Raw genomic sequence first — 24361 nt, 5'->3', positions numbered from 1 at the left:
ATCGCCCTCCAGGGTATCCGGCCGCGTGCGGTGGGGTCTCCACCGCGTTCATACGAGAGACCTATGGCACCCTCACGACCAGCTGTACGGGACGGTCGGCACCGCTTCATTCCCGCAGCGCCTCCTCCAGCGCACGGGCCACCGAGGCCGCCTCCGCGCCCGGCAGGGGCGCCCCCTTCGTGCCGGTCACGTAGAAGGCGTCCACGGCGTTCGCGCCGAGCGTGGAGACATGCATGCTGCGTACCCGGACGTGCGCCTTCTCCAGGGCCCGCCCGATGCGGTGCAGCAGGCCCGGGGCGTCGTGGGCGCGGACCTCGATGACCGTGGCGTGCCGCGAGGCGGCCGGGGCCACTGTCACACGGGGCGGCGGCGCGATCGTTCCGCGGCGGCGCGGGTAGGCGGCGTCGCGTTCGGCGAGGCGCGCCGCGATGTCGAGGGAACCGTCGAGGGCGCGTACGAGGTCGGCGCGCAGGCGGGCGGCCTGCGGCAGGGAGCCGTACTCGGCGGCGACCCGCCAGTTGAGCAGCAGGACCGAGCCCTCGACCCCGTCGGGCAGGTCCAGGGCGCGCAGCTCGGCGGTGCGGACGGTCAGCCGGTGCATGGCGAGGACGCCGGCCACCGCGGGGAGCACGCCCGGCTGGTCCGGGACCGCGATGAGAAGTTCCACACCCAGCGGCTCCGGGTCCTGGGGGACGGATTCCGCCTCGGCGTCGGCGTCGACCGGCTCCGTCTGCGCGCGCAGCGCCAGGACGGGACCGCCCGTGCGGAACGCCTCGATCGCGAGCCGTTCCTGTTCGGCGGTCGGCGCGGCGGCCTCGGGCTCGTCGGGGGTGTCCCCGGCGAGCACGGCCGAGACCCGTTTGACCAGGTCGGTGACGAGAGAGCCGCGCCAGGAGGACCAGGCGGCGGGCCCGGTGGCCAGCGCGTCCGCCTCGGTGAGCGCGTGCAGCAGTTCCAGGGTGCCCTGCGATCCGACGGCCTCGGCGACCGAGCGGACGGTGGCCGGGTCCTCCAGGTCACGCCGGGTCGCGGTGTCGATGAGCAGCAGATGGTGGCGTACGAGCGTGGCGAGCACCGCCACGTCCACGCGGTCGAAGCCGATCCGGGCGGCCACGTCACGGGCGATGATCTCGCCGGCCACGGAGTGGTCGCCGGGCCAGCCCTTGCCGATGTCGTGCAGCAGGGCCGCGACGAGAAGGAGGTCGGGACGGCCCACGCGGCGGGTCAGTTCCGAGGCACGGACGGCCGTCTCGATGAGGTGGCGGTCGACGGTCCAGATGTGGACGGCGTTGCGCTGCGGCCGGCAGCGCACCCGCTCCCAGTCGGGCAGCAGCCGGGTGATCAGTCCTTCCGCCTCCAGCGCCTCCCAGACCTCGATGGTCGGGCTGCCCGAGCCGAGGAGGGTGACGAGCTGCTGGCGCGCCTCCGCCGGCCAGGGCGTGGGGAGAGGGCGCGCGGCGGCGGCCATGCGCCGTACGGCGTGCAGGGACAGGGGGAGATCCGCCTGCGCGGCCGCTGCCGCCGCGCGCAACGGCAGCACCGGGTCGCGCTCGGGACGGGCGGCGCGGGCGAGCACCACCTCGCCGTCCTGCTCGACCACGCCCTCGGCGAGGGGGGATCGCTCGGTGGTCGGCTTGCCGCCGCCCAGCATGGCGCGCAGCCGCGGACGTACGGCACGCGATCGCAGGACACGCCCCACTTCGCGCCAGGTGACGTCACTGGCGTACGACACGACGCGCGCGGCCTCGTAGACCTGGCGCAGCAGCGTGTCGGCGTCCAGCAGACCGAGTTCGGCGGCGACCTGGTCCTGTTCCTGGAGCGCGAGGCGGTCGGTGGCGCGTCCGGTGGCGAGGTGCAGGGCGTCTCGGACGTCGAGGAGCCTGCGGCGTGCGTCGGTCAGGCCCTCGCGGGGCGCGTCCGCGAGCCAGGACGCGGCGACGGCGCGCAGTGCGGTGGCGTCGCGCAGCCCGCCGCGCGCTTCCTTCAGGTCCGGTTCGAGGAGGTACTGGAGTTCGCCCTGGCGCTCGGCGCGCTCCGCGCACAGCTCCTGGAGTTCGGGCAGACGCTTCGGGGCCTGGTTGCGCCAGTCGGCGAGGACGGCCGTACGCAATCCGGCGGTGAGACCGAGATCGCCCGCGAGGTGGCGGGCGTCGAGGAGGCCGAGCTGGGCCTTGAGGTCGTCGGCGGCGGTCTTGCGGGCCTCCGCGGGTGTGCGGACCGAGTGGTCGAGGTCGAGGCCCAGATCCCAGACGGGGTACCAGATGCGGTCGGCGAGGGAGGCGACGGCGCCGGAGTCGCCGCCGTCGTGCAGGAGGAGCAGGTCGAGGTCGCTTCGGGGGGAGAGCTCACCGCGGCCGTAGCCGCCGACGGCGACGAGGGAGACCCCGCGCATGCCCTCGGATCCGGCGGTGAACAGGCCGGTCAGCCAGTCGTCCGTCAGTTCGGCGAGGGCGGCACGGCGCGGCGGCCCGGACCGCGCCCCCTCCTGGAGGAGGCGCAGCCGGGCCGCCGCGTAGCCGCTGGGTCCCGAGTCCTCTGCTTCCACTCGCGTGTCCGTGCTCGTCACCCAGCGACTCCTGTCTTTCTTCTTCTGCGGGCCGATCCGGTCAGAGTGCGTCCGGGCCGCGCTCGCCGGTCCGGACCCGGACGGCCGTATCGACCGGGATGGACCACACCTTGCCGTCACCGATCTTGCCGGTACGGGCCGCCTTCACGACGACGTCGATGAGCTGTTCGGCGTCGTCGTCCTCGACCAGCACCTCGATGCGGATCTTGGGGACGAGGTCGACCGTGTACTCGGCGCCGCGGTAGACCTCGGTGTGTCCCCGCTGCCGACCGTAGCCGCTGGCTTCGGTGACCGTCAGTCCGTGAACCCCGAAGGCCTGCAGGGCCTCCTTGATCTCGTCGAGCCGGTGAGGCTTCACGACGGCGGTGATGAGCTTCATGCGTCCACCTTCTTGGCATCCGTGTCGGCCGGGGCGGGCACGGCGGTCCGGGCGGAGCCGCCGCCGGCACCGCTGAAGTCGTATGCGGTCTCGGCGTGCTCGGCCTGGTCGATGCCGGCGATCTCCTCGTCCTCGGTGACCCGCATGCCCATGGTCTTGTCGATGAGGAAGGCGAGGATGGCGGAGACGACGAGGGAGTAGCCGAGGACGGCGAAGACGCCCGCGCACTGCTTCCAGAACTGGGTCAGACCGCCGCCGTAGAAGAGGCCCTCGACCGTGGACTGGCCCTTGCCGCTGGCGAAGAAGCCGATCAGCAGGGAGCCGATGACACCGCCGACCAGGTGGACTCCGACGACGTCCAGGGAGTCGTCGTAGCCGAACCTGTACTTCAGGCCCACGGCCATGGCGCACAGGACACCGGCGATGGCTCCGACCGCGATCGCGCCGAGCGGGGAGACCGCACCGCCGGACGGGGTGATGGCGACCAGACCCGCGACCGCGCCGGAAGCCGCGCCCAGCGTGGTGAACGCGCCGTGCCGGATCTTCTCGTAGGCGAGCCAGGCCAGCATGGCGGCCGCGGTGGCGATCTGCGTGTTGACGAACATCAGCGCGCCGACGCCGTCGTCGTTGCCGAGCCACGAGCCCGCGTTGAATCCGAACCAGCCGAACCACAGCAGACCGGAGCCGAGCATCACCAGCGGGAGGCTGTGCGGGCGCATCGGGTCCTTCTTGAAGCCGACGCGCTTGCCGATGACCAGGATCACGCCGAGCGCCGCGGCGCCCGCGTTGATGTGGACCGCCGTACCACCGGCGAAGTCGATCACACCCAGCTCGAAGGCCCAGCCGCCAGCGCCCCACACCCAGTGGGCGACCGGGAAGTAGACGACCGTGGCCCACAGCGCGATGAAGAGCGACCACGCGGTGAACTTCACGCGGTCAGCGAGAGCACCGCTTATCAGCGCGGGCGTGATGATCGCGAACATCAGCTGGAAGACCATGAAGACGAAGACCGGGATGGTGTACCCGTCCCACAGCTCCGTCAGGCCGATGTTGCTGAGGCCGACCCAGTCAGAGGTCCAGCCGATGAACGATCCCTTGTCCGTGCCGAAGGCGAGGGAGAAGCCGTACAGCACCCACAGGATGGTGATGATCCCCATGCTGATGAAACTCATCATCAGCATGTTGAGGGTGCTCTTGACGCGGACCATGCCTCCGTAGAAGAAGGCGAGGCCGGGCGTCATGATGAGCACCAGGGCGGAACAGATGAGCATGAACCCTGTGTTGGCGGCAGAAAGCTTGGGTGCCTCTGCGGCAAGGGTGATGGCTGGTGCCATCGGCGTCTCCTCGTCGTTGGTACGGCCCCGTGCGGGCGAAGCCTGAGTGGTCGTGAGGGGTGGGCCGGTTATGCGCCATGAGATTGGCGCAGCGCCGTTTCCGTGGAAGCCCCTCGATGTTTCGCACCAGTGACGAAGGCGCTCTGTGTGTTACGCATTCATGAACTGCCGGATAGTGGTCGAACCGATCGTTATCGTGACGCAATCATCGGCAGGGGCCGTCGCGGCGCCCCGGGCGCGGTCGACCGCGGCCACCGGGTGAGCCGTCCCCGCACTGACCAGCCACGTCCTCGCGAGCGGCGCCGGCCGAGGGGCACACAACGGAACCGGCCACGGCTGGTCGTCCGATGACCTGGCATGGGGGAGCCGAGTCGGGCAGTTCGGGACGACCGGCCGCGGCCGGGGTACGGGGCGGGGCCGCCTTCGCGGCCCCGGGTCAGACCGCTTCCGCGGTCTCGGGCAGGTCGACGGCCAGCTGGTCGGTGAGGTCGATGACCTCGGCGAGGTCCCCGAAATCGCGGACCGCGGCATCGACGGTCTTTCGGATACGAGTGTTGACGCGCTCCGAGCGCACCTTCTTGCCGATCCTCAGCGCTTCCTTGGCCAGGACCGCACTCCGCTCGGGCTCACGCTGCAGCAGGTGCACGGTGGCCATGCCGATGAGGTTGAGTGCGTACGAACGCTGGTGCTCGGGATCCTTGCCGAAACGGTCGACGGCCTCCTGCATCAGCGGCTCGGCCATGGAGGCGTACGTGGGGCTGCGGCCGGCGACATAGGCGAGGTCACGATAGGAGTGCGAGTTCTCGCCGTACAGCTCGGCCTTGGAGAAGAAGCGGATCCAGTCGGGATCCGGGTCGTCCCACTCGTGCACGTCGGCGAAGGTGTCCTCGGCCATCCGGACGGCCCGCTTGCACTTTCCGGGCTGGCCCATGTTGGCGTAGGCGCGGGCCTCCATCGCATACAGCATCGACTGGGTGCGAGGGCTCGCGCAGTCGCGGCTGCCGTACTGCGCGAGATGGATCAGTTCCAACGCGTCGTCGGGCCGCCCGAGATGAATCATCTGGCGGCTCATGCTGGAGAGGATGTACGAGCCGAGCGGCTTGTCGCCGGCCTCCTTCGAGGCGTGCAGGGCGAGCACGAAGTACTTCTGGGCGGTGGGCTGGAGGCCCACGTCGTAGCTCATCCAGCCTGCCAGCTCGGCCAGTTCGGCGGCGACCTTGAACAGCAGCTTGCCGGTGGCGGCGGGCTGCGGCTCCTGGAGCAGGTCCGTCACCTCGTGCAACTGGCCGACGACCGCCTTGCGGCGCAGTCCGCCGCCGCACTGGGCGTCCCACTGACGGAACATCGCGGTGGTGGACTCCAGGAGGTCCAGCTCCGGCTTGGAGAGCCGGCCGCCGCGGCGCGCCGAGGCCGGGGGTTCGGGCTCCTCCTGCGGCGCCAGGGGCGTGGGGACGAGCCAGCGCTGCATGGGCTCGACGAGGGCGGGACCCGCGGCGAGGGCCAGCGAACTGCCGAGGAAGCCGCGCCGCGCCAACATCAGGTCGCTGCGCGAGTATTCACTGATCAGCGCGACGGTCTGGGGGCCCGTCCACGGCAGGTCGATACCCGACACGGAGGGTGCCTGGTGGGCGGCGCGCAGACCGAGGTCCTCCACGGCGACGACACAGCCGAACCGCTCGGAGAACAGCTCGGACAGGATCCGCGGGATCGGCTCGCGCGGGTTCTCGCCGTCCAGCCAGCGGCGCACCCGCGAGGTGTCCGTGGAAATGTGGTTGGCCCCCAACTGGCGGGCCCGGCGGTTCACTTGGCGCGCGAGTTCGCCCTTCGACCAGCCGCTGCGCACGAACCACGAGCCGAGCAGCTCGTTGGGGCGCTTGTCAGCGTTCGTCCCGCCTCCGCCGTTGCCGCCCACTGGAACGCCCCCACTCTCTGAGACCACTTGCCGCCGCTCTGCGCCAAGCCCTATCAGAATGCCGGTAAATACGGCCCCGCGTCCGGCAGTTCCCACCCTTCGAACGGTAAGCCGACTTGCCCTTGGCATACCCACGAGTACAAACAGCCCCGGACTCGTGTACTCAAAGTAATCCTACGATCACGCCTCAGCCATGGCGATCCGTGAAACGCCACCATTCGCCACCCCTTCGAATGAACTCCGTTCGCCCTGCTCGCGATTGACTTGACACAGGAGGGCCGGTGATGGGCGGAACGGTGTACGCCGGGGCGCACGGAGCCGAGCGCACCACCCGGTGCACCACAAGGCGCCGCCTGGATCGCGCGAAACCGGGCAGTCAGGAACAGAGGGTGACGATCCGGTTTCGTCACGTAACCACCGGCGCATCGGACCCGTTGGAGGGGGCATGGGCTTCACGATCGGCAGCAGTCGGGCGATGCGCGACATCCGGACCGGCACTCGTCGCCGCGGCCGCTCGTCGGAGAGCACAGCCGTCGCAGAATTCACCGGACTCTGGGGATGGGACGTGGTCCCGGGCGCCAGGGCCGCCGCGGGGGTGTGCTCGTGCGGCAGGGGCGACTGCGCGGCACCGGGTGCGCACCCCCTGGGCTTCGCCCCGACGATCCCGGCCGGCGCGACACTGGACGAGGCGACCGGCCTCTGGTCCGAGTTCCCGGGCGCCGCGGTGATGCTGCGGGTCGGCCGGGCGTTCGACGTGATCGAGGTCGCCGAGCCCGCCGGGCGCCGCGCGCTGGTCCGCCTGGAGCGCATGGGCCTCCCTCTCGGCCCGGTCACGGCCACACCCGACGGCCGCGCCCACTTCTTCGTCTCCCCCGGGTCCGCCGCCGAGCTTCCCGAACTGCTCTACCGGATGGGCTGGGACGACCCGTCCCTCGATCTGTACGGCCTGGGTCCCGGTTCCTTCATCACCGCCCCGCCCTCCGACCGCGCGGGACTCGGCCCGGTCCGCTGGCTGCGCTCCCCCGCCCTCGACTCCGCGACGAAGCCGCCGCCGGCCCGGCTGCTGCTGGGCACGCTCGCGTACGTGGCCCACCGTTCACGGGCCTGAGCCTCGCCGCACCGGCCCGTCCGTCACCTCGCCCGCCGCCTCACGGGCCGACGGCGTCGACGCCACGAACACCACGAACACCACGAACGTCACATGAAGAAGCGCCCGTCCCCGACAGTGTCGTGGGGACGGGCGCTTCTTCGGGCACCTACGCGTTCACGCGGGTGGTCACTCGCCGATAAGGGCGTCAACGAACGCCTCCGGCTCGAACGGCGCCAGGTCGTCCGCGCCCTCGCCGAGCCCCACCAGCTTCACCGGGACGCCCAGCTCACGCTGCACCGCGATGACGATGCCGCCCTTCGCCGTACCGTCGAGCTTGGTCAGCACGATGCCGGTGATCTCCACGACCTCGGCGAACACACGCGCCTGGACCAGGCCGTTCTGGCCGGTGGTCGCGTCGAGGACGAGAAGCACCTCGTCGAGCGGCGCGTGCTTCTCGACGACGCGCTTGACCTTGCCGAGCTCGTCCATGAGGCCGGTCTTGGTGTGGAGCCGGCCGGCGGTGTCGATGAGGACGACGTCCGCGCCCTCCTCGATGCCCTCCTTGACCGCGTCGAACGCGATCGAGGCGGGGTCTCCGCCCTCGGGGCCACGGACGGTGCGGGCACCCACACGCTCGCCCCAGGTCTGGAGCTGGTCGGCGGCGGCGGCGCGGAAGGTGTCGGCGGCACCCAGCACGACGTTCTTGCCGTCGGCGACGAGCACGCGCGCGAGCTTGCCGGTGGTGGTGGTCTTGCCGGTGCCGTTGACGCCGACGACCATCACGATGCCCGGGGTGTCGAGGTTCGAGTCGGTCTTGACCTCGCGGTCGAACTCCGGGACGAGCAGCAGGAGCAGCTCTTCGCGCAGCAGGGCGCGCAGCTCGTCCGGCGTCCGCGTGCCGAGCACCTTCACCCGCTCGCGCAGCCGCTCGACCAGCTCCTGGGTGGGCTGCACGCCGACGTCGGCGACGAGCAGCGTGTCCTCGATCTCCTCCCAGGTGTCCTCGTCGAGGTGCTCGCGCGAGAGCAGCGTGAGCAGCCCCTTGCCGAGCGCGTTCTGCGAGCGGGAGAGCCGGGTGCGCAGGCGCACCAGGCGGCCCGCGGTCGGTTCCGGGATCTCGATCGCGGGGGCGGCCGGTTCCTCGACGACGACCGGCGTGGCGGCCGAGCGATCGGGAAGATCCACCTCCTCGATCGTGCGGCGTGGTTCGTCGCGCGGCGTCTCGGCCTCGTCGCCGACGTGCGGTTCGGCCGGAGGGGCGGTGATGTCGGGGGCGGCCGGGGGCGGCGGGGGCAGCTGCTTCCGCTTGCGACTGCCGACGACGAGCCCACCGAGCGCGCCGATCACCACCACGGCGATGACTACAGCAAGGATGATGGTTTCCATAACCCGTCCAGTATGCGTGACCTCGCGTCCGGCCAGCCGCTGCCCGTGCGGGGCCGCGTGCCCCGCGGGCCGGGCCGGTCCGCCGCCCGGACGCGTCTGCGGGAAGCCTCGAGGGCGGAGTCACAACCCTCCCCCGTGTCGCTCGAGCTCACGGGGCGTGGGGGTGCGCGCACCGTACCCGGGAGTGGACACTGCCCTTGCCGTCGACCGTGGCGCACCCTCGCCGCCGCGCCGTGCCGCCCGGCCCGCGGCGGCACCCGTGCCACCGCCCGCGAAAGCGTTCCGCGGCTATGGATGTCTGACGCACCGTCAGCTACCGTCCCCCTCCACACACGAAGGGGGGCTCCCCATGCCCGTAACGGTCGTGCGCTTCAACCTCGTCGAACCCGACGCCACCCCCGCCTCGCTGAGTGCCCGCTACAAGGCGGCCGTCGAGATGGCCACGTACGCCGACGACCGCGGGATCACCACCGTGCAGACCGAGGAGCATCACGGTGCGGCCAACAACTGGCTGCCCTCGCCGTTCGCCTTCGCGGGCGCGGTCTTCGGGGCGACCCGGCATCTCGCGGTCACCGTCTCGGCGGTCATCGGCCCGCTGCACGACCCGCTGCGTCTCGCCGAGGACATCGCCGTACTCGACCTGCTCAGCGGCGGGCGGCTGGTGACCGTGGCCGGCATCGGCTACCGGCCCGAGGAGTACGCGCTGTTCGACGTGGACTGGAAGCGGCGCGGCGAACTCCAGGACGAGCTCCTGGAGACGGTGCTGAAGGCGTGGACCGGCGAGGAATTCACGTATCGGGGCCGCACGGTACGGGTCACCCCGCGCCCGTTCTCGGATCCGCACCCCCTGCTGCTGGTGGGCGGCTCCTCCAGGGCCGCGGCCAGGCGGGCCGCCCGGCTCGGGCTGCCGTTCTTCCCGAGCGCGCACCTGCCCGAGCTGGAGGCCTACTACAAGGAGCGGCTCACCGAGTACGGCACCGAGGGCTGGACGATGATGCCCGCCGCCGAGACGCCGTTGCTGCACATCGCGGAGGACCCGGACCGGGCCTGGGCCGAGTACGGCTCCCACTTCCTGCACGAGGCGCGGACCTACGCGTCCTGGCAGTCGGGGGAGATCCGCTCGGCGGTGAAGTCGGCGGCCACGACCGTCGAGGAGCTGCGCGCCGAGGGCGTCTACCGCATCCTCACGCCCGACCAGTGCGTGGCGCAGGGCCTCGACAGCCTCGTCCTGCATCCGCTGTCCGGCGGAATGCCCGTCGACGAGGGCTGGCGCAGTCTGCAGCTGTTCTGCGAAAGCGTGCTGCCCCGGCTCGATCGACCTCACGGTCCGGGCCGGGGCAGCACGCCCTCTTGACGAGTACGGGGAGAGGGGCAGCGGGGACTTGGCCCTTCTCCCCGAGTTCCGGGGAGCCACCGGGGCCCGTGGGGGAGCCGCCGGTGGCACGGGCGGTCAGCCCATCTCCTCCAGGGTCTTGCCCTTCGTCTCCTTGACGAACTTGAGCACGAAGGGGATGGAGAGCACGGCGAAGCACGTGTAGATCACATAGGTGCCGGACAGGTTCCAGTCGGCCAGCGACGGGAAGCTCGCGGTGATGGCCCAGTTGGCGATCCACTGCGCGGAGGCGGCGACACCGAGCGCGGCGGCGCGGATGTGGTTCGGGAACATCTCGCCCAGGAAGACCCAGACCACGACACCCCAGGAGAGGGCGAAGAAGAGGACGAAGACGTGGGCGGCGATCAGGGCCACCCAGCCCTGGGTGGCGGGCAGCTTGCCGTCGACCAGGTCGAAAGAGAAGGCCCAGGCCTCCAGCCCGAGACCGATGGCCATACCCACCGAGCCGATGAGGGCGAGCGGCTTACGGCCGATGCGGTCCACGAAGATCATGGCGATCACGGTGCCGATGATGTTGATGATCGAGGTGGTGAACGAGTAGAAGAACGAGTCCGTCGGGTCGACGCCGACCGACTGCCACAGCGTCGCGGAGTAGTAGAACGCGATGTTGATGCCGACGAACTGCTGGAAGACCGAGAGGCCGATACCGACCCAGACGATCGGCTTGAAGAAAACGGTCCCGCCGAGCAGGTCCTTGAAGGTCGACTTGTGCTCGCGCTTCATGGCGTGCTCGATCTCGGCGACACGGGCGTCCAGGTCGATCTTGTCGCCCTCGACCTCCTTGAGCACCTCACGGGCACGGTCCCTGCGGCCGACCTCGAGCAGGAAACGCGGCGACTCGGGGATGACGAAGGAGAGCAGACCGTAGAGGACGGCCGGGATGACCATGACGCCGAGCATGACCTGCCAGGCTTCCACGCCCAGGAGCTCGCCCCGCTGATCGCCGTCGGCGGCGTTCAGGATGGCGTAGTTGACGAGCTGCGAGATGGCGATGCCGACGACGATCGCGGCCTGCTGGAACGAGCCGAGCCGTCCGCGGTACGCGGCCGGGGAGACCTCGGCGATGTAGGCGGGGCCGATGACGGAGGCCATGCCGATGGCGAATCCGCCGACGATGCGCCAGAAGGCGAGGTCCCACAGCGCGAAGGGCAGCGCCGAGCCGACGGCGCTGATGGTGAAGAGCGTCGCGGAGATCTGCATGCAGCGGATGCGTCCGATGCGGTCGGCCATGCGGCCGGCGACCGCGGCACCGACGGCACAGCCGATCAGCGCGATGGCGATGACCTGGGCCAGGGCCGCGGAGCCGATGTCGTAGCGGCTCCGGATGGCCTCGACGGCGCCGTTGATGACGGCACTGTCGTAGCCGAACAGGAAGCCGCCCATGGCGGCCGCCGCCGCGATGAAGATGACGTGCCCGAGATGTTCGGGGTGAGCCGACCTGGCTTCTGACTTAGGTGCCTGCGCTGCGCTGGTCACGTAAAACTCCTCGGGCCACCGGCCTCGCTGCCGGGGGTGGGGGGCGAAACCCTTCGCGGGTGGTACCAGTGGCGCACATGTTCACGCCGCCCACCACCTGAAGGTAAAAGCAACGCTGGAGAGACTATGCCTTCAAGTTTCGAAGTCAATAATTAGTTTGCTGTGAGTTTCGGCCTCCGATGTGACGTAGTTGTGTTCAAGTCTTGAACGTCGTATGACCGGATGGCCTAGCGAGGGTCACTCTGCGCTCCGGGTCCCGTCGTCCCTCCGATGCGCCGACTCCGCGGAATCCGCGGCGTGTTGGCGTCTTCGTGAACCGGCCGCGCCGGCGGCCGGGGCCACCGAGAGGTCCGGCACGGGCGCCGACCGCGACGGCTGTCCCGGCCCGCGCCTCCCGGACGGAGCACCCGGGTGTGACACGCGGAACACGGAGGCCGGGCCCGCGGGAGCGCGCCGTACGCCGTGTTCGCCTTGCTCGTACCCGCCCGAGCGGCGAGTATCCGACCATGCCGCCCACGACGGTCGTCAACCTCAAAGGCCACCGCGACGATCCCGCGTACGCCGATGTCGTGTACGTCGGCCGCGCCATGCACCGGGGCGGCTGGCACCTGGCCGGTTCTCCGCTGGCGAGCCCCTTCCGTCCCGGCCGCGACGGCACCCGGGACGAGGTCGTCGAGATGTACCGCGCGTATCTCCTGGCCCGTCCGGAGCTGCTGGCCCGCCTCCCCGCTCTGCGCGGCCACCGGCTCGGCTGCTGGTGCGTCCCCGAGCGCTGCCACGCCGAGGTGATCGCCGAACTCGCCGACGAGGGCGAGGGCGAGGGCCTCCCGGAGCCGGAGGAGCCTTAAGGACCGGCAGGGCCCGCAGGACCCACAGGACCCGTCTTGCGGGCAAGCCCGGGGCGTCAGCGCAGGCGCTGGCTGATGACCTTCGAGACGCCGTCACCCTGCATGGAGACGCCGTACAGCGCGTCGGCGACCTCCATCGTGCGCTTCTGGTGAGTGATCACGATCAGCTGGGAGGCCTCCTGCAGCTCCTGCATGATCCGGATCAGCCGCTGAAGGTTGGTGTCGTCGAGCGCCGCCTCGACCTCGTCCATCACATAGAACGGGCTGGGGCGCGCCTTGAAGATCGACACGAGCAGCGCGACGGCGGTCAGCGACCGCTCGCCGCCGGAGAGCAGGCTGAGCCGCTTGACCTTCTTGCCCGGCGGCCTGGCCTCCACGTCGACACCGGTGGTGAGCATGTTGTCGGGATCGGTCAGGATGAGCCGCCCGTCCCCTCCCGGGAACAGCCGGCTGAAGACGCCCTCGAACTCGCGGGCGGTGTCCCGGTACGCCTCGGTGAAGACCTGCTCGACGCGCTCGTCGACCTCCTTGATCACCTGGAGGAGGTCGGTGCGCGTCTTCTTGAGGTCCTCCAGCTGCTCACTGAGGAACTTGTGGCGCTCCTCCAGCGCGGCGAACTCCTCCAGGGCGAGCGGATTGACCTTGCCGAGCTGCTGGTACGCCCGTTCGGCCGACTTGAGCCGCTTCTCCTGCTCGGCGCGGTGGAACCGCCGGGGCTGGTTGCGCGGATGCTCCGGGTCCTCGGGCAGCTCCTCGCCCTCGGCGGGCAGCGAGGGCGGTACGAGCTGATCGGGGCCGTAGTCCGCGACGAGTCCCGCCGGTTCGACGCCGTGTTCGTCCAGCGCCTTCGCCTCGAGCTGCTCTATGCGCAGCCGCTTCTCCGCGCCGAGCACCTCGCCCCGGTGCACCGAGTCCGTGAGCTTGTCGAGCTCGTCCTTGAGATCACGGCCCTGGCCACGCGCGGCCACGAGCTCCTGCTCACGGCGGGCCTTGGCACTGTCGGCGGCGACACGCTCCTCGTCGGCCCGGGCGAGCGAGACCTCGACATGCGCGAGCAGCTGCCGCGCGCCGGAGGCGACGGCCTCGGCGACGGCCGCCTCGTGGCGGAGCCGTGCCCGGCGCTGTTCGGCACGCGCGCGGGCCTCGCGTTCGGCGCGGGCTCCCCGGTCGAGCGAGTCGGCCCGTCCGGCGAGTCCCTTGACCCGCTCCTCGTGCGTCCGCACCTGGAGCCGGGCCTCCATCTCCGTCTGGCGCGCGTTGGCGCCGTCGGCGGCGAGCCGGTCCCGTACCGAGGTGTCGGGTTCCTCCTCGACGGGCATCTCCTCGGCCACGGCGAGCCGTTCGGCCAGCTCCTCGGCCTCCACCACGGCCCGGTCGAGCGCGTCCTGCGCGCGGGCGGCGGCCGCGGTGCTCCGCTCCGCCTCGCCCGCGGCGCCTCGCGCCTGCCCGGCCAGCCGCCCGAGCTGCTGGGCGACCGACGACTTCTCCCGCTCGGCGGCCCGGCGGCGCTCCCCCAGCTCCTCGACGAGCGCGGCCCGCTCCGTGCGCAGCTCCGTCGCCAGCCCCTGCGCCTCGGTCAACTCGTCGCAGCGCACGGCCAGTTCCTCGAGCTCGGCCGCCGCCTCGTCCACGGAGGCCTGCACCTCGAGCAGGCTGGGCGCCCCGGCGGACCCGCCGTGCGCGAAATGTGCCCCGAGCAGATCACCCTCGGCGGTCACCGCGGTGAGCCCGGGCCGCGCGTAGACGAGATCCTCGGCGTCCTCGAGGGTCCCGACGACGACGATCCCGCGCAGCAGCCGCCGTACGGCGGGCATCAGCTCGGCGGGCCCCCGGACGAGATCGGCGGCGTAGGGAGGCCCGTCGCTCCGGTCCCGGTCCTGGTCCCGGTCCCGGCCCTGGTCACGCTCCCGGTCCCGGTCCCGGTCCTGCGGGGGTACGCCGACGGAGGCGTCGCCCGCCGGTCCGGCGCCGGCGGGAAACTCTTCGGGTGCTCCGGAGAGCAACAGCGACGCCCGGCCCGCGTCCTGCTTGCGCAGCAGGCGGATGGCCTCCGCAGCCGAGGCGGGGGTGGTGACCGCGATGGCGTCGGCCGCGGCGCCGAACGCGGCGGCGAGCGCGACCTCGAAGCCCGGGGTGACCGACAGCAGTTCGGCGGCGGGACCCAGCACCCCGGTGAGCCGGTCCTTGGCACCGAGCAGCGCTCCCGTGCCGTCCTTGCGCCGCAGGCCGAGGGCCAGTGCCTCGTGGCGGGCCTGGGTGGCCGCCCGCCTGCGTTCGGCCGCGGTGGCCGCCTCGCGGGCAGCGCTCAGCGCGGCCTCCGCGTCGGACAGGGCCCGCTTGGCCGCCTCGTGCTGGTCGGCGAGGTCGGCGTCGCCCGCGTCGAGGCCGTCGACCTCGGCCTTCAGCTGCTCGTACTCCTCCTGCGCCGTGACCGCGCGCTCCTGGGCCTCGTCGCGGGAGGCGGCGAGCCGGTCGATCTCGGCCTGCGCGGAGGCGGCGCGTGAACGGGCGGCGTTGACCTGGCCGTTGAGGCGGGCGAGGCCCTCGCGGCGGTCGGCGATGGCACGGGCCACGTCCTTGAGGCGGCGCTCCTCGACGGTGAGTTCGCGCTCCAGTTCGGCGCGGTGCGCGACGGTGTCCTCCAGGGCATGCTCGGCCGCCTCCAGGGCCGCTTCGAGTTCGGCCTCCTGCTCACGGATGCGGGCGGCCTCGCGCTCCATGTCCTCGGGGTCGCGTCCGCGGCGTTCCTCGGCGGGCACCGAGGTGGCGCTCTTCACGCGCGCGTCCGCCAGCGAGATCGTGCCGCGCACCCGCTCGGCCAGCTGGGAGAGTTCGTACCAGGTCTGCTGGGCGCGCTGGAGGCGCGGCGTCAGCTGCCGCACCTCGTCCTCCAGCAGGGCCTCCCGCTGGAGTGCCTTCTTCAGCTCGGCCTCGGCGGATTCCTTGCGCTGCTTGAGCGCGGCCTCGTCGGCGATCTCGGACTGGAGTGCCCCGCGCAGTCGTACGAGGTCGTCGGCGAGGAGGCGCAGCCGGGCGTCGCGCAGGTCGGCCTGGATGACGGCGGCGCGGCGTGCCACCGCGGCCTGCCTGCCGAGCGGCTTCAGCTGGCGCCGCAGTTCGTCGGTGAGGTCCTGGACGCGGGCGAGGTTCGCCTTCATGGCGTCCAGCTTCCGGAGCGCCTTCTCCTTGCGCTTGCGGTGCTTGAGGACTCCCGCCGCCTCCTCGATGAAGGCGCGGCGGCCCATCGGGTCGGCGTGCAGGACGGAGTCGAGCTGGCCCTGACCCACGATGACGTGCATCTCGCGGCCGATGCCGGAGTCGGACAACAGCTCCTGGATGTCGAGCAGCCGGCAGGTGTCGCCGTTGATCTGGTACTCGCTGCCGCCGTTGCGGAACATGATCCGCGTGATGGTGACCTCGGCGTACTCGATGGGCAGGGCGCCGTCGGAGTTGTCGATGGTGAGGGAGACCTCGGCACGGCCGAGCGGCGGGCGCCCGGTGGTGCCGGCGAAGATGACGTCCTCCATCTTGCCGCCGCGCAGCGACTTGGCCCCCTGCTCGCCCATGACCCAGCTGAGCGCGTCCACGACGTTGGACTTGCCCGAACCGTTGGGGCCCACGACACAGGTGATTCCCGGCTCGAACCGCAGCGTGGTCGCCGAGGCGAACGACTTGAACCCGCGCAGGGTCAGGGCCTTGAGGTGCACGCCGCTGGACTCTACCTTTCGGGCCGGTCTCACTCCATGAACGCGCGGTTTCGCCCATGAACGCGCAGGGCAGACCAGACGTTAAAGAGAGTGGAAGGGTCGCGGGGGAAAGAAAGAAGGGACGCCTGAGGGCGTCCCTTGCAAATCTGACAACTTAGCGGTTGATTCGGGCCGCCCAACCACTGCTGTCGTAGTGCGGTGCAGTGATCAGGTGAGCGCAGGCTCCGCCTGGGGTACGTCGATGCTCTCGAGAAGCGAGTCGTGAGAAGCGGCAGCCGCGAGCGCGTCGTTCTCGGCCTGAATCCGTACGAGCTCGGATTCGAGGTCCTGTACGCGCTGCTGGAGCCGTCGCATCTCGGCAATGAGTCGCGGGTCGGAACCGCCGACGTAACCGAGAAGCGCCTTTGCCATGATGGATGGTCCTCCACACTGAGTGACCGACCGAAGCGGTGTGGGTCGTGAGGGAATCGCACCCGCGATGCTTGACACTGCTGATGTCCTGCTGCCGTTCCACATGCCAAACAGCTAAGGTGCGCGGGGCTTTCAGCGTCTCACCAAAAAGTTTGACGGTCAACACGATCACGCCCCGTATCGGTGGGCAACCCACTGTCGCGCGGCTCCGGGGACGGGGCGCTGCGACTCCTGCGGGACCCTCAGGGCGTCGAGATCATCGTTACCTCGGGAGCCTGCCACTTCGAGCCGTTCTTGGCAACCACCAGGCCGTTTCTGCTACGGAGGGGTGCCGGTGGCATACGCCATGGCGTCGGTCCGGGGCATCGGGGCCGTCACCGTCACCGGATGGCGAAGCCGTCGTAGCTCCCCCGGGGCGTGTCCCAGATCTCAGTGACTCCGTCCACCCGCCCGGGCGTGTCGTTCCCCTGGAGCCAGTCGAGCAGGTGTTGACAGCCGGCCCGGGAGCCCTCCGCGACGACCTGGACGCGTCCGTCGTCCAAATTGAGAGCAAAACCACTCAGCCCGCCGATCTCCAGTGCCTTGGCCCGCGTAAACCAGCGGAAACCCACGCCCTGGACGCGTCCGCGTACCCAGACGACCAGCCGTGCAACCTCGTTCATGGGTGCACGCTAACCGGACAATGTCTCGCGGAGCACTTCCTCCCCTTGCGCCATGGGGTACCGTCCCGACCCAATGAGTCTCATAAGAAACTCACTCTTTCGGGTGAGGTTCGTGTGAGGATCGCTGACGCAAGATCGAGGAAGGCCCAACAGATGGGACGCCACCGACGCTCCGACGCCGGCCGCGCCGCCACAGGGCGCGCCACCGGGGTCACAGATACGAACGGGGCCCACACGGAAAGCTACGGTCCGGAGAACCTGTACGGCTACGCGGCCGTCGCCGATCTCCCGTCCGCGGCATCCGCCCGCTCGCACCGCAAGAGGAAGGGTGCGACCCCCGTCCGCTCGGGCCTGCTCGGCGTCTCGGCGGCCGTGGCCCTCGGCACCGTCGCCGTCGCGGCCGGTGTACTGCCCGGCAGCGACAACTACGCGCTCGGCGGTGGCGGCAACAAGTCCGACAACGTGCAGGCCGCGAGCTCGCCGTCCAGCGTGGACACCCAGCAGGGCGGCACCTCGGGCAGCGCCGACTCCCGCGAGGACACGTCGACGAGCCGCGGCGCCGATCGCGCCGGCACTCCCTCGACCGCCCCCTCGACGACGTCGCCGTCGACCGCGCCGACCACGAAGGAGCCGTCGGAGGAGCCGAGCGCCGAGCCGACCAAGAACAACAACGGCAACGCGAACGGCAACGCCAACGGCAAGACGAAGGCGCCGAAGGCCCCGAAGCCTTCCAAGAACGCCACCAAGGCGCCCTCCGACAAGGCCCCGGTGACCGTCTCCGCGGAGGCCGCCGCCGAAGCCGAGGTGCTCAAGCTCGTCAACGACGAGCGTGCCAAGGTCGGTTGCAGCCCGGTGGCCGCGAACAGCGCCCTGTCGGACCTGGCCCAGACGTTCAGCGAGGACATGGCGTCGCGGGACTTCTTCGACCACACCGACCCGAGCGGGCTCAGCCCCTGGGACCGTGCGGCGAAGGCCGGGATCACCAGCCTCGGCGGCGAGAACATAGCCCGCGGCCAGGCCGACGCAGCCGCCGTCATGGAAGCCTGGATGAACAGCCCCGGCCACAAGGCCAACATCCTGAACTGCGACTTCAAGACCCTCGGCGTCGGAGCCCACTTCGGCTCGGGCGGCCCTTGGTGGACGCAGGACTTCGGCTACTGAGCCGGCCGGAGGGCTGAGCGCCTTCCTGGGCCGTGTCCGGGCCGTCCCGTGGGTTCTTCATCGCTGAAGACACCATCCACGGCGGCCCGGGTTCGAGTCCCGCCCGACGGCATCAGGCGCGTGTACGTGTACGTCCGCAGCGTGAAGCCGGGGTCGTGGTGCCCCAGATACTCATCGACAGCCCTGATGCCCTCCCGCGCGTCCAGCACGACCGCCGCGTAGCAGCGCCGCGCCGCGTGCATGCCGTTGTCCCGCCCGGTCTCGACGCGCGCGGTCTCGACGCGCCGACCGCCCTGCGCGGTCGTTGAAGCTGTTCCGGTCCAGCGGTAGCACCCTGGACCCGGTGAAGACCAGCGACGCCGTGACCGGCGGGCCGCCGAGCGGCTTCCAAGACAGCGTGACCTGCCGTACGACGTGCACCACTCCCCCAAGGAAGTCCACGTCATCCACACCCCACGTCGTCCACAGCCAGGCCGAGGACCTCGATCTGACGCGGGCCGCATACGGCTGTCTCCCCGGAAGACCCCCAGGGTCCACACAACGACCCCGGGGAAACGCGACCCATGAGCCACTAAACTGCCGCGGTGTCGCCGCGCGGCACGGCAACTGGCCGCAGACGAACGGGGGATGAGACATGGCAAGCGGGGGATGGGGGCCGGGTCCGAGATCGGGGCAACCCGGCGGCAACGGACCGGGCGGCCAGGCCTGGGGTCCTCCCGGGCCGCCGGCCAACAACCCCTACGGGCCACCGCCTGCCGGCGATCCCTACGGTCCGCCCGCGCCGCACCCGTATCCACCTCAGAACCCGTACCCCTACGGCCGGCCGGCCCCGACGCCCGCTCGTCCGCAGCGACGCCGCAGCCGCCTGTGGTTCCTCTCTCTCCCGTTCCTCGTCAGCCTCCTCCTCCGCTCGGCGCACCGCGCCGCTACCCGCCTCTTCGTTCAGGAGGGCGACGGCCGGATCGAGGACCGCACCGTGGACCGCGTCCAGGTCGCCCGCACGGTGCTCGGCGTCGTCGCCGCCCTCGCGCTGGTCCTGGTCTACGGCGTGGATGCCGACCGCTGGGAGAACGCGGCGACCGAAGGCGTCGCCAACATGATCATCACCCCGGTTCTGCTGCTCTGCACCGGTCCGCTGGTCATCCTCGGCTTCATCCTCTACGCACCCTCGCACCTGCGCCCGCATCTGCGCTCCCGGCTCCATGCACCGCTCAAGGCGGTCGGCTGGTACCTGCTGACGGTGCTCGTCATCGCCGGTGTCCTGTACACGACCTCCCAGGTCGCCGTCGGGGACAGGAAGGACTGGTTCGTCTATGTGATGCTCCTCCTGTCGCTGGCCGTGATGGTGTGGGGTTTCCCCTTCTTCCTCCTGGCGTCGCTGTACTCCGCCCGCAGTGCCTTCAACACCGCCCACGTCCACCCGATGCTGCCGCCCGTGCTCACCGGAGTGCTGGTGTGGGTGCTCGTGGTCTTCAACCTGATCGACAGTGGCATGCCGGAGGGCCCGCCGGTCTTCCAGTTCTGCTCCCTGCTGGGCGGGCCGCTGTCGGTGACCGCCGTGTCTCTGTGGGAGCTGCGACGGATGCGGACCCGGTTCGGGGTCACCGTCCGCGGCGGAGCAGGTCCGGCCGCCTCCGGCATCCGATAGAGAGCTCGGGGATCCGGGAACTCCCGCTCGTTGTGACTGTGGTGGGCCCGGTGCTGTGCACACGAGGGACCACTTCGGACGGTACGCCCGGAGCCGGGCGCAGGGGTGGGAGGCGTGGTTGTGAAAGATCTTGTCGCTGGCGCACGGTCGAGATCCGGGGACGAGGACACCGACGACGGAATGACGGGCGAGGGCCGACGGAAGACGCGCTCCTTCTGGAAGGAGCTGCCGATCCTCCTAGGCATCGCGTTGCTGCTCGCGCTGGTCATCAAGACGTTCTTCGTGCAGGCATTCTCGATCCCGTCCGACTCCATGCAGAACACACTGCAGGCCGGCGACCGCGTGCTGGTCGACAAGCTGACGCCGTGGTTCGGGTCCGAGCCACAGCGCGGGGAGGTCGTGGTCTTCCACGACCCGGGCGGCTGGCTCCCTGGGAAGGCCGAGGAGCCGAACGCGGTGCAGAAGGTTCTCAGCTTCGTCGGCCTGATGCCGTCGGCGGACGAGAAGGACCTGATCAAGCGGGTGATCGCGATTGGCGGCGACACCGTGGAATGCTCGGGGAGCGGCCCTGTGAAGGTCAACGGGAAGGCGCTGGACGAACCGTACATCTACCCCGGCAACACCCCTTGCGGTGACAAGCCGTTCGGGCCGGTCAAGGTGCCCAGCGGGAAGATCTGGGTGATGGGTGACCATCGCCAGGACTCTTCGGACTCCCGGTACCACCAGAACCTGCCCGGCGGTGGCACCGTCGACGAGGACCAAGTCATCGGCCGGGCTTTCGTCGTCGCATGGCCGGTCGGCCGGTGGGCGACGCTGCCGGCGTCGCCGTAGCGAGCCACGTCGTCCATCGAGACGTCAGCCCCCGTGCCCCCTGCGTGCCCGACCGGGCGGCGCGCAGGGGAACCACGTCGACCGCCTGCGCGACCGCGTGCGGGAGACCCGGCCCGTCACTCCTCGCGGCCGGTATCCAGCCGGTGGGCGAGGTCGTGGGCGGTGGCGCTGGTGAGGTCGCCGACGAAGGCCCCGACGATTTCGAGACGGCCGCCGGTGATCGAGGAGGTCACGGAGGGGTTGCCCCAGAGCTTGCCGTCGATGACGACGGCGAATTCGTTGCGCGGGAACGGGGCCTCGGCGATGGAGCCGGTGAGGGCGGCGAACCGGGTCCGGTCGGCGGAGCCGAGGGTCACCTCGACGTTCCAGGTGCCGTCGCCTGCGCTTTTGCCGGCCTTCGCGGAGGCGACTCGGACGTCGGTCATGCCCCTGGCCCGGTCGGTGCGGATACAGAACGCCGGGTGGCTCGCGCTCGCGTGCACGGTGTAGCCGCCGCTGCCCGGGGCGCAGGCGTGCTCCGTGGAAGAGGTGACCGGCAGGATGGACATCAGGGCCGCCTCCTCGGTGTTCCCCGTGCCCCCCACGGCGGGCTGAACTTCGTGCGCGTGCCGGCTCGCACCGTCCGCGACGGCCACCCAGGCGGTGGCGACCACGGCGGCCGCGGCGATGCCGGCCCCGGCCCGGGCCAGCCGCTGCCGCCGCCGGGCGACGTGCAAGGCACCGTCGGCCAGGCCGACCAGATAGGGACCGGCGGCATCACCGCCGCTCTCCCGGACCTGGGCGTGCAGGGTGTCGTGCAACAACGTTTCGTGCAGCGGGTGTTCGGTCGAGTCGTTCATGCGATGACGCCCCTTCCGGAGGCAGTGGAAGAGGCGGCGGCCGACGGCCCCGCTGCGGCCAAGGTGGTGCGCAGGGAGAGGAGGGCCTTGTGGGTCTGGCTGCGGACCGTCCCCTGGGCGACGCCCAGAATCGCGGCGATCTCGGAGTCCGGCCGGTCCTCGAAATAGCGCAGCACGATCACCGCACGCTGGCGCTTGGGCAGCCGCCGCAGCGCGGCCATGATGTCCTGCCGCTGGACCACGGTGTCGGCCCAGTCGGCGGTCTGCGCGGACGGCTGCTCCGGCAGGGTGTCGGTGACCGTCTCCCGACCCCAGCTGAGCAGTCGGAAGCGGTCCACCTGGGCGTGGTAGAGCGCCCGGCGCACATAGATCTCCGGCTGCTGCCGGTCGCGCAGGTGCGACCAACGCCGAGCGGTGGAGGCAAGCGCGGTCTGGAGCAGGTCACGGCCCTGCTCCCAGTCCCCGGTCAGCAGGTAGGCCGTCTGCAGCAGCGATCTCGACCGCGCCGCCACAAACTCGCGGAACTGGCGTTCCTCGTCGGCGTTCATGGATGGTGCCCTCCCTCGTTCCCCCGTAAAGACGGGTACGGAAAGGGATTCGACTGCCCTACAGGTCAGGCTTTTTCGACCACGACGCTTTGGCCTGCCGTACCGGTGATGGCCCTGTGGCCAGGGCCGGCCGACCGCCGCGGCGCCGACGGGCCCCGCGTCCCGACGTCCTGATCCGTGTATCTGAGCCGCCGTCCGGCCGGCCGCGGTGCCCGCGCCCGGCCGGACCGGCGTTCCGGGTGGTCAGGTCATCCGGTCGGCAGATGCACGCTGCCGTACAAGGTCCAGTGATCCGAGTTCCCCGTGGTCGCGGAGACTGTGCAGTCGGAGATGGGTGCGTTCTTGGGCGAGAAGATGTAGTCCAGCTTCCTGGTGGGATGCCCGTCGACCCCGTTGGCCGTCGGCTTGCCGGTGCGCAACGCATCCGGGTCGCCCGACTGCCCGCACTCCTGATACCTGTCGTAGACCACGTTCAGTGCCGTGCTCGGGCCCCCGTGCTCCTTATCGGCTTCGGGATACGGCGGAACGAGGTTGAAGTCGCCCCCGAAGACGACCCGGTAGCCCCGGTCCTCGTACGTCCTGGTGATCTCGACGATCTTCTGTGCCTGCTTGATGCGGTTCGTTCCGTCGGGATCGTCGTCCTTGTAGCCCGAGCTGAGGTGCGCCGAGCAGGCGGCGAGGGCCTGGGCCGGCATGACGGCACAGACGGCCGTGCGCTTCTCGTACGACGGGGAGGGCAGGTCGTAGCGCTTGTACCAGGTGTTGGTGTCCGGGACGGCTATGGCCACACCGTAGGCGCCGCGGTCGGCGACGGGCTGGCCGTTCTTGTCGGTGACGGAACACTGCTTCTGGACCAGTGGCCCGCTGTCCCCCTGCTGGTGAATGGGCGCGAACCGGACATCCCAGCCGCGCCCGGTACCGCCCTCCAGGACGGGCTTCTCCAGCATCCACTCGACGCGCTTGGCGTGCTTCTCGCAGAACTCCTGGAAGAAGATCACGTCCGGCATCTCGTTGTTGCCCGGATTGCGCAGCCGGGCCTGGATCCCGTCGGTCAGCTCCTCGTAGCCGGCCAGTCCGCCGCTCCACGTGCACTGCTTGGCGTTCGCGCAGACATTCCAGGTCATCACGTCGACCTTGTCGGCAGGTGCCGCGACGACGGCCGGCGGCACCTCCCACTCGTCGGCCGATCCCTCCTCGTTCGCGACGGGCTCCAGGACGAACTTCTCCCAGGAGCCGATCTTCGATGCGCGGGAACGCAGCAGTCCGTCGCCCGACGCGCTGAGGTCGGCGGACACGTACTTCACCGTCGTGTCCGTCTCTGCTTCCTTCGCCCCGAGGGCCACCACGACGGAGCCCTGCGGGGATCCGGACGGCGGAGCGTCGCTCAGGTACTCCGGGTAGAACTGCTGCCACTGCCCCAGCCGGGCACCACGTGCACGGAGCATCCCCGTCCGCGGGTCGGCGTCCGAGAACTCCGAGGACGCGAAGAGGCCTGTGGCAATGAACCGCATGCCGATCGTGTTGGCGGCGTGATTGGTGTGAAGCGTGAAAAGTTCCCACTTCTTCGGAGCGCTGCCCTGCGCCCGCAGGCTCCACTCAAGCTTTTCGTCGGTCTCGTTCATGCCGACGGACACGTACTTACCGGTCACTACGGTCTTGAGCGCCCACTTCTGACCTGCCGACTTGCTGACGGCATCGGCGTCCTCGGAGATCTCCGACGCACTGGCCGGCATGACCGTCAGTGCGTTGACCCCTGCCAGCAGAGCGCACAGCGCTGCCAGCAGTCCGATGAAACGACGCATGATTCCCCCTCCTTGATCGTGCGCAACGATGTGCGACCGGGAGGGGGCGGCGCGCCGGAGAAGTCACGGATGCGGCTGCACGTACGGCAACCGGGCGTCAGGCGGATTTCTCGGCCTGAGGTCGTGTCCCGGCTCCTCGACATCGGTCACGGGGATCCCGCCCCAAGTCCATCTCCACGGCCGTCAGTTGATCATACCGATGCCGATCCGTCGGACGCGAAGAACCGACGGGCGCAGGTCCGAGGCTGCGTTCGCGCCCGTGCCCGAATCATGGTCGGAATGCGACGGACCGTTCGGCTCCATTGCCGCACTCCACGGCTGCGCCATCGCTCGATACGTGTTGGTATGGAGCGGTGGGCCCCGCCCCG

General features: G+C 70.5%; 18 protein-coding genes. 6 read left to right on the top strand and 12 right to left on the bottom strand.

Annotated elements, in window-relative coordinates; all coding sequences use genetic code 11:
* Window positions 1–106: 106 nt before the first annotated feature.
* From OG788_RS31695 to OG788_RS31680, 4 genes are all read right to left on the bottom strand, one after another.
* Window positions 107–2566: a [protein-PII] uridylyltransferase gene (locus tag OG788_RS31695; protein ID WP_351544952.1), complete on the bottom strand. Its 2460-nt coding sequence runs from the start codon at window positions 2564–2566 to the stop codon at window positions 107–109.
* Window positions 2567–2606: 40 nt separating this feature from the next.
* On the bottom strand, window positions 2607–2945 hold the full coding sequence (locus tag OG788_RS31690; protein ID WP_003993253.1) for a P-II family nitrogen regulator: 339 nt from the start codon (window positions 2943–2945) through the stop codon (window positions 2607–2609).
* On the bottom strand, window positions 2942–4279 hold the full coding sequence (locus OG788_RS31685; protein WP_406374658.1) for an ammonium transporter: 1338 nt from the start codon (window positions 4277–4279) through the stop codon (window positions 2942–2944). Before OG788_RS31685 ends, OG788_RS31690 begins: the two co-directional genes overlap by 4 nt.
* Window positions 4280–4715: 436 nt before the next feature.
* On the bottom strand, window positions 4716–6191 hold the full coding sequence (locus tag OG788_RS31680) for a hypothetical protein (RefSeq protein ID WP_351544958.1): 1476 nt from the start codon (window positions 6189–6191) through the stop codon (window positions 4716–4718).
* A 445-nt stretch (window positions 6192–6636) separates the two neighbouring features.
* Here OG788_RS31680 and OG788_RS31675 point away from each other — a divergent pair, with 445 nt between their 5' ends.
* Complete coding sequence (locus OG788_RS31675; protein WP_351544966.1) at window positions 6637–7299, top strand: bifunctional DNA primase/polymerase; 663 nt, start codon at window positions 6637–6639, stop codon at window positions 7297–7299.
* Between the two features lie 168 nt (window positions 7300–7467).
* Here the strand turns inward: OG788_RS31675 and ftsY are convergent, their stop codons facing one another.
* Entirely contained in the window at window positions 7468–8667 is a 1200-nt protein-coding gene (gene ftsY, locus OG788_RS31670; protein ID WP_356751543.1) for a signal recognition particle-docking protein FtsY, read from the bottom strand.
* Between the two features lie 349 nt (window positions 8668–9016).
* Between ftsY and OG788_RS31665 the strand changes: the two genes are divergently transcribed.
* Entirely contained in the window at window positions 9017–10021 is a 1005-nt protein-coding gene (locus OG788_RS31665) for an LLM class flavin-dependent oxidoreductase (protein ID WP_406374657.1), read from the top strand.
* 96 nt (window positions 10022–10117) lie between these two features.
* Here OG788_RS31665 and OG788_RS31660 read toward each other — a convergent pair whose 3' ends face one another.
* A complete protein-coding gene (locus OG788_RS31660; RefSeq protein ID WP_406374656.1) occupies window positions 10118–11536 on the bottom strand; it encodes a sugar porter family MFS transporter in 1419 nt (472 codons plus the stop codon).
* 506 nt (window positions 11537–12042) lie between these two features.
* Between OG788_RS31660 and OG788_RS31655 the strand changes: the two genes are divergently transcribed.
* Window positions 12043–12384, top strand: coding sequence for a DUF4326 domain-containing protein (locus tag OG788_RS31655; protein ID WP_351544978.1), 342 nt, complete (start codon window positions 12043–12045; stop codon window positions 12382–12384).
* A gap of 56 nt (window positions 12385–12440) precedes the next feature.
* Here OG788_RS31655 and OG788_RS31650 read toward each other — a convergent pair whose 3' ends face one another.
* The 3 genes from OG788_RS31650 to OG788_RS31640 all read right to left on the bottom strand — a co-directional run bounded on the left by OG788_RS31650 (window position 12441) and on the right by OG788_RS31640 (window position 17164).
* Entirely contained in the window at window positions 12441–16091 is a 3651-nt protein-coding gene (locus OG788_RS31650) for an AAA family ATPase (RefSeq protein ID WP_406374655.1), read from the bottom strand.
* 207 nt (window positions 16092–16298) lie between these two features.
* Window positions 16299–16502 (bottom strand): hypothetical protein, encoded by a 204-nt coding sequence (locus OG788_RS31645; RefSeq protein WP_028802434.1) that lies wholly within the window; start codon window positions 16500–16502, stop codon window positions 16299–16301.
* 380 nt (window positions 16503–16882) lie between these two features.
* A complete protein-coding gene (locus OG788_RS31640) occupies window positions 16883–17164 on the bottom strand; it encodes an acylphosphatase (protein ID WP_351544984.1) in 282 nt (93 codons plus the stop codon).
* A gap of 153 nt (window positions 17165–17317) precedes the next feature.
* On the opposite strand from OG788_RS31640, the gene OG788_RS31635 reads away from it, so the two are divergent.
* The 3 genes from OG788_RS31635 to lepB all read left to right on the top strand — a co-directional run bounded on the left by OG788_RS31635 (window position 17318) and on the right by lepB (window position 20804).
* Window positions 17318–18325 (top strand): CAP domain-containing protein, encoded by a 1008-nt coding sequence (locus OG788_RS31635; RefSeq protein WP_406374654.1) that lies wholly within the window; start codon window positions 17318–17320, stop codon window positions 18323–18325.
* 976 nt (window positions 18326–19301) lie between these two features.
* Window positions 19302–19973: a hypothetical protein gene (locus OG788_RS31630; RefSeq protein ID WP_406374653.1), complete on the top strand. Its 672-nt coding sequence runs from the start codon at window positions 19302–19304 to the stop codon at window positions 19971–19973.
* 180 nt (window positions 19974–20153) lie between these two features.
* A complete protein-coding gene (gene lepB, locus OG788_RS31625; RefSeq protein WP_406376897.1) occupies window positions 20154–20804 on the top strand; it encodes a signal peptidase I in 651 nt (216 codons plus the stop codon).
* A gap of 116 nt (window positions 20805–20920) precedes the next feature.
* Here the strand turns inward: lepB and OG788_RS31620 are convergent, their stop codons facing one another.
* From OG788_RS31620 to OG788_RS31610, 3 genes are all read right to left on the bottom strand, one after another.
* The gene (locus OG788_RS31620) at window positions 20921–21643 is read right to left on the bottom strand and encodes a SecDF P1 head subdomain-containing protein (RefSeq protein ID WP_406374652.1); all 723 of its coding nucleotides are present in this window, start codon (window positions 21641–21643) and stop codon (window positions 20921–20923) included.
* Window positions 21640–22191, bottom strand: coding sequence for a SigE family RNA polymerase sigma factor (locus OG788_RS31615; protein WP_406374651.1), 552 nt, complete (start codon window positions 22189–22191; stop codon window positions 21640–21642). Before OG788_RS31615 ends, OG788_RS31620 begins: the two co-directional genes overlap by 4 nt.
* A 248-nt stretch (window positions 22192–22439) precedes the next feature.
* Window positions 22440–23993, bottom strand: coding sequence for an endonuclease/exonuclease/phosphatase family protein (locus OG788_RS31610; protein ID WP_406374650.1), 1554 nt, complete (start codon window positions 23991–23993; stop codon window positions 22440–22442).
* Between the last annotated feature and the right edge of the window lie 368 nt (window positions 23994–24361).

The organism is Streptomyces sp. NBC_00647 (genome assembly GCF_045207245.1).
Classification (GTDB): domain Bacteria; phylum Actinomycetota; class Actinomycetes; order Streptomycetales; family Streptomycetaceae; genus Streptomyces.
Note: the sequence above shows the minus strand (reverse complement) of the source record. Positions and strands in the feature narration are given on the sequence as shown.